Origin of the sequence: Pseudomonas sp. PAMC 25886 (genome assembly GCF_000242655.1) — a bacterium.
GTDB lineage: Bacteria > Pseudomonadota > Gammaproteobacteria > Pseudomonadales > Pseudomonadaceae > Aquipseudomonas.
Window position 1 is genome coordinate 24,290 of the sequence record NZ_AHHC01000053.1, and the last position, 6,000, is coordinate 30,289.

Genomic DNA, 6,000 nt, shown 5'->3' on the forward strand with positions numbered 1-6,000 from the left:
ATCAGCCAAAAAAGAGTTCCAAATCAACGTTCCCCCTGAGGGACACTGTTCATAACCTTGTAAGAAAGCCGCCCCTCACACCAGTCGCTTGATTTGCTTGTGCCGCCATACCAACCGGTAATACGCCGTCTGCAACGCCAACATCGCCAGGTACGTCACCGGAAAGGCCATCCACACCCCTTCCAGCCCAAACCGCGCATTGAGCAGGTATGCCACCGGCAACTCCACCCCCAACACACAAAAGATCGAAATCCCCACCGGCACCAGCACCACCCCGCTGGCCCGCATGATCCCGCCCACCACCGCCTGGAACCCAAACACCAGGATGCTCCAGAGCATGATGTGCAGCAGGTGCTCAGCCTTCACCCGCGCGTCCACGTCGGTAATGAACAACCCCAGCAGCCAGTGTGATAACCCATACCCCAGCACAATCAAGCCGCCGGTCAGGCACAGGTTAATCAGGATCCCGGTGCGCAGGATCGGCCCGATCCGCTCCAGTCGCCCGGCCCCGATCGCCTGCGCCCCAAGAATCGATGCGGTGATGGCGATCGACAGCGCCGGAAACTGCACATAGTTGACGATCTGCGTCACCGCCCCATACGCCGCCGTCGCCTGGGAACCATGGCTGTTGACCAGCGCCAGAATCACCAACTCCGACAGCGACAACACCACCATCTGCAAGCCGGTGGGCAGGCCGATACGCAGGACCTTGCCGAGGATCAGCCGGTCCAGCCGCAACGCCGCCATCAACTCGCGGTCCGGCGCCATCACGTGGTTTTTATGGCGCAGGCGCAGTACCAGAAAGGTCATCGCCAGGGCGTTGCCCACCAGCCCTGCCAGCACCGCACTCTGGATGCCCATCGGCGGCAGACCCAGCCAGCCCTTGATCAACGCCGGGGTCAGCACCAGGCCCACGGTGGTCGACACCACCAGCGCCAGCAACGGCGACACCGTGTCGCTGACGCCCCGCAGCAGTTGGGTGAACAGGATGAACACCAGCAGCAGCGGCATGATCAACATCATCATCTGCGCATAACCCACCGCGTCGTCCAGCACGTCCACCGGCGTACCCAGCGCGAGCATGGCCGGGCGGGCAAACACGCTGCCCAACACCGCTGCGATCACCCCGATCAGGGCGCCAAGGGTCAGGGTGGCGCCGGTGATCGACTTGACCATCGAGGTTTCCTGGGCGCCCCAGGCCTGGCCGATCAGCACCGAAGCACCGGCCCCCAGGCCAATCACCAGGGCGATAAAGAAAAACACGATGGGGAACATTCCCGACACCGCCGCCAACGCCTGGGTACCGAGCATCTGCCCGACATAGATACCGTTAAGCGTGCCGGAAAAGCTCTGGAGGAAATTGGACAGCACCATGGGTGCCAGAAAGATCAGGTAGATCTGCCACAACGGTCGTTGCTGGGTGACTTCCATGAAGGTTCGGATCTCGATGCAATTAGGCAGGGAAAGCGTTGCGTGACAACCAGGCCAGGTACAGCTGCACATCCACCGGCCAGTGCGCAATCTTGTTGGAAAAGTCAGCGCCGTCCTGGGCAAACAGGGCCCGCGAGGCTTCTTCAAACCCCGGCAGGTCGCCGCCGATGGCGCTCATGAAACGATAGCTGGATTCCTTCGCCTGGCGTCGCTGATCGTGCTCGGCATGCGCATTGCGCGCTTCATCCACCAGCCGGCGCAAGGCCGCCGAGGCGCCGCCGCGTTGTTGCCCCAGCCACTCCCAATGCCGGGGCAGCAGAGTCACTTCACGCGCGACCACCCCAAGCTTGGGTCGGCCTACGGAAGGTGACGCTGGCACTTCGGGCTCGGTCACCGCGACCGCCGGCTGTTGGGGGGCGTAGCCGGCCGGCCAGGGATAGTCGACCTGGACACCGCTGGCGTCATCGAACACCAGCAAACTGCCAGCCGACAGATCGAGGCTTTTCAGGTTTTTGGCGACGTCGGCATAAGAGCCGGCGGCCACGCGTTGGTGGCCAAGGAAGGCAGTGCAGTGTGATGCGCTCATGACTTTTACCCGGAATATATTGTTTTACCCGGGTCATATTAGCCTGAAATTCAGGGGATGCAAGTCGCCTGTTGCGAAACCACCAAACGATCGCTGCCGACCGTCGCACCCATGGGCCCCACACCCGGTTCGCGCAAAACGCATTCGGCAATCGCCGGTTCCAGTTCGACCCGCAGCCGACGGCCCAGGGCGCGCGCGCCAAAGCGCGCGTCATGGTCACGGCACAGCCAGGCCCGCGCCGAGTCATCCAGCACCAGCGAGCGTTGCTGCGCCGCCAGGCGTTGATTGAGTTTGCCGAGTTCCACCTCAAGCAGCGCTTCAAGCCATTGATGGTCGATGGGCTCGAACATCAGGATGCGGTCGATGCGGTTGAGAAATTCCGGCTCGAAATGGCGGTGCAAGGCGTCCTCCAGCACCCCCGCTTCACCACGGCCCCACCAGCGCAGCGGAGCAAAACGCTGCCGATGCCGACGCGCCTGCTGGGCGCCGACATTGCTGGTCATGAAGATCAGGCTGTTGCGAAAGTCCAGGGTGCGAGCGCCGCCCGCCAATGTCAGCTGGCCGTTTTCAAGGATGCCCAGCAGGCTGCGCACCACTTCCTGGCTGGCCTTTTCCAGTTCGTCGAACAGCACGATGCCGGGACGGCTGTAGCTGCCCTGGATCAGTTCGCTGTTGAACAGACTGATGCCCTCCTTGCTGCCGACATAACCCGGCGGTGCGCCGGTCAGGGCCGCGGCGTAATGCTCCTGGGCCAGGGTGTGCATGTCGATACGGCAGAACCCGTCGGCCCGCCCGTGCAATGCCTGGGCCAGCAGCCGGACGATTTCCGTCTTGCCGACCCCGGTCGGCCCCATGAACAGGTTGACGCTCAATGGCCGCTCCCGCTCGCCGATGTCGGCCTTGACCACCTTGAGCAAGCCCTCCACCTGGGCCAGGGCCGCGTCCTGGCCGACAATCCGGCTGCGCAGCAAGGCCATGACCTGGGCCGGTTCAAAGGTAAACCGCATGCCTTAACCCGCCGTTTTTTCTTGACCGCCATGGGGCAGTTGCCCCACCGGGCATTCGGCGACACCAACCGTATTGCGGGTGAATGCCTCGACATTCTCCCGGGCCTTTTGCGCGTCCAGCACCCAGGTGCGGTAGAACTCGAACGGACAATCCGCCACGCCCTTGTCCCCGTCGCCCGAGGCATGCATGCCGGTGTAGCCACGGTGCAGCAGCTTGAACAGATGGTTCTGCGACTGGTCGTTGGCCCGCGCATCGCGGATCTGCGAGACCGAGAGCTGGGCGTACTGAATGCCCATTTCTTCCTCGCCGCACTCCCCCAGGGTACGGCCATCGAAACCAATAATCGCCGAGTGCCCGAAGTACGAATACACCCCGTCGAACCCCGCCGCATTCGCCACCGCCACATAGCAGTTGTTCGCCCAGGCCATGCTCTTGGACATCTGCACCTGCTGCTCCTTGGCCGGGTACATATAGCCCTGGCAGCGCACGATCAACTCGGCGCCTTTCATTGCGCAGTCACGCCAGATCTCCGGGTAATTGCCGTCGTCGCAGATGATCAGGCTGACCTTCATGCCCTTGGGCCCGTCGCACACGTAGGTGCGGTCGCCCGGGTACCAACCTTCGATCGGGCACCACGGAATGCACTTGCGATAACGCTGGACAATCTCCCCCAGGTTATTGATCAGCACCAGTGTGTTGTACGGTGCCTTGTGCGGGTGTTCTTCGTGGCGCTCACCGGTCAGGGAAAACACGCCCCAGGTGTTGGCCTGGCGACAGGCCGCCGAGAAAATCGCCGTTTCCTCGCCGGGAATGCTCGCGGCGGTGGCCATCATCTCGTCGTGGTCATACATGATGCCCATGGTGCTGTATTCGGGGAACACCACCAGGTCCATGCCGGGCAAACCCTGCTTCATGCCGACAATGATGTCGGCAATCTTCTTCGCGTTATCGATGACCTCGGCCTTGTTGTGCAGGCGCGGCATCTTGTAGTTCACGACAGCAACGCCGACCGTGTCCGGGCTGCTGGAAATGTCGCCATGGCGCATTGCAAATCTCCTCGGTCAGTGACTGATCATCCAGGGCCGCGGCCCGGTCTTGGTCTTGAGCCCCAGCGGGTTGGCTTTGCTCGGCACCACCGGTTTGCTGGTGCCACAGCAACTGCAACCTGCCGGGTGCTTGCGCGCCTCCTGATATTCGCCGACGGTTTGTGGCGCATGGGCGCTGCGCTCGTTACCGGCAATGGCCTTGCGCTGGTTGGCCGACAGCGTGGTCAGCGCCGGTGCTGACAGCAGCAACTGCCCGCCCGGGCTGTCGCAATACGGGCACTGGCTGGGTTCGTGACGCTGGGCCATGGGCCGCAGCATCGTGAAGGTGCCGCAGGATTCACAGGCATATTCGTAGGTCGGCATGGCTACAGGTCCGGTGCGATGGGCAGGTCGATACTGCCGTCGAGGAATTTGGTCGGACCGCTGGCGTTGGGGTTGATGTCGAACTCGAAGATCTCGGTCGGCAACCACAACGTCGCGCAGGCGTTGGGAATGTCCACCACGCCGCTGATATGCCCCTGCACCGGTGCCGAGCCAAGCAACGCATACCCCTGGGCCGGCGAGTAGCCGAACTTGGTCAGGTAGTTGATCGCATTGAGGCAGGCCTGGCGGTAGGCGACGTTGACGTCCAGGTAGTGCTGCTGGCCCTGTTCGTCGACGGAGATGCCTTCGAAGATCAGGTAATTCTTGTAGTTGGGAGTGATCGGGCTTGGCTTGAACACCGGGTTCTTGATCCCGTACTTGGCCATGCCGCCCTTGATCAGCTCGACTTTCATGTGCACCCAGCCGGCCATTTCGATAGCGCCGCAGAAGGTGATTTCGCCGTCGCCCTGGCTGAAGTGCAAGTCACCTACCGATAGGCCGGCGCCGTTGACGTACACCGGGAAATAGATCTTCGAACCGCGGGACAAATCCTTGATATCGCAGTTGCCGCCATGCTCACGGGGCGGCACGGTGCGGGCGCCGGTGGCGGCGGCATCGTCACGGGCCGAGCCCTTGAGCTTGCCCATGTGTGCAGTGGCCGCCAGCGGCGCGTTGGCCAGGGGTGGGACGCGGGTCGGGTTGGTATCGATCAGCTCCTGCTCGCGGCGGTTCCAGTCGGCGAGCATCACCGGGTCGGGCAGGCAGCCGATCAGGCCGGGGTGGATCAGGCCGGCGAAGTTCACGCCCGGGATGTGCCGGGAACTGGTGAACATGCCCTTGAAATCCCAGATGGCTTTTTGTGCGCTGGGGAAGTGGTCGGTGAGGAAGCCGCCGCCGTTCTGGCGGGAGAAGAAACCGTTGAAGCCCCACTGGGAATCGGCCTTGGCGCCGATGTCGAGCAGGTCGACCACCAGCAGGTCGCCGGGTTCGGCGCCGTGTACGCCCACCGGGCCGGATAGGTAATGCACGGTGGACAGGTCGACGTCGCGCACGTCGCTGGCGTCGTCGTTGTTCTTGATGGCGCCGGCGGTCCAGTCGTAGGTTTCGAGGATGAAGTCATCGCCGGGTTTGACCCAGCAGGCCATCGGGATGTCCGGGTGCCAACGGTTGTGGATTTGCTCGTTTTCGGTGACGGGTTGGTTGAGGTCGACTTTGATCAGGGTGTCGGTCATCGAGGTGCTCCCGGAGGGTGGGTTGGCTGTCGGGAGCAGTCTCGCGGGATGGGGTTGGGCGGGGAATACGTTGGATGACGTATGCGTCTTTGGGGTTGGGGGTATATCCGTTTTTTGGGTGATGGCTGATATGGGTTCCGCTCTTACAGCGGGTCACTTTTGAAAGGAGCCTGTACGGACCGGACACATGGTGGACACATGTGCGGGGACATGGTTGACACATTATGGTCCGTAATCTGGCTTATTCACGTCGATAGTCCGCAAAAAGTGATGGCAGAAGTAGACGTCAAATAGCCCCTCGCTTTCAGGCTTTGAGCGTATCGCGATGTGATGT

6 protein-coding genes are annotated in these 6,000 nt (G+C 62.4%); all 6 read right to left on the reverse strand.

Annotated features, from left to right (window positions below; translation table 11 throughout):
- Window positions 1-75 precede the first annotated feature (75 nt).
- The 6 genes from MUM_RS0118955 to fmdA are packed head-to-tail and all read right to left on the reverse strand — an operon-like array spanning window position 76 to window position 5,666.
- Window positions 76-1,431 carry an MATE family efflux transporter gene (locus MUM_RS0118955; protein ID WP_010172886.1) on the reverse strand — a complete coding sequence of 452 codons (1,356 nt, stop codon included), beginning with the start codon at window positions 1,429-1,431 and terminating at the stop codon, window positions 76-78.
- Window positions 1,432-1,453: 22 nt separating this feature from the next.
- Entirely contained in the window at window positions 1,454-2,017 is a 564-nt protein-coding gene (locus MUM_RS0118960; protein WP_010172888.1) for a DUF2239 family protein, read from the reverse strand.
- A gap of 50 nt (window positions 2,018-2,067) precedes the next feature.
- Window positions 2,068-3,024: an AAA family ATPase gene (locus MUM_RS0118965; protein ID WP_010172890.1), complete on the reverse strand. Its 957-nt coding sequence runs from the start codon at window positions 3,022-3,024 to the stop codon at window positions 2,068-2,070.
- A gap of 3 nt (window positions 3,025-3,027) precedes the next feature.
- Entirely contained in the window at window positions 3,028-4,071 is a 1,044-nt protein-coding gene (locus tag MUM_RS0118970; RefSeq protein WP_010172892.1) for an aliphatic amidase, read from the reverse strand.
- A gap of 15 nt (window positions 4,072-4,086) precedes the next feature.
- Window positions 4,087-4,434, reverse strand: coding sequence for an FmdB family zinc ribbon protein (locus tag MUM_RS0118975; protein ID WP_010172894.1), 348 nt, complete (start codon window positions 4,432-4,434; stop codon window positions 4,087-4,089).
- A 2-nt stretch (window positions 4,435-4,436) separates the two neighbouring features.
- A complete protein-coding gene (fmdA, locus tag MUM_RS0118980) occupies window positions 4,437-5,666 on the reverse strand; it encodes a formamidase (protein WP_010172896.1) in 1,230 nt (409 codons plus the stop codon).
- Window positions 5,667-6,000 lie beyond the last annotated feature (334 nt).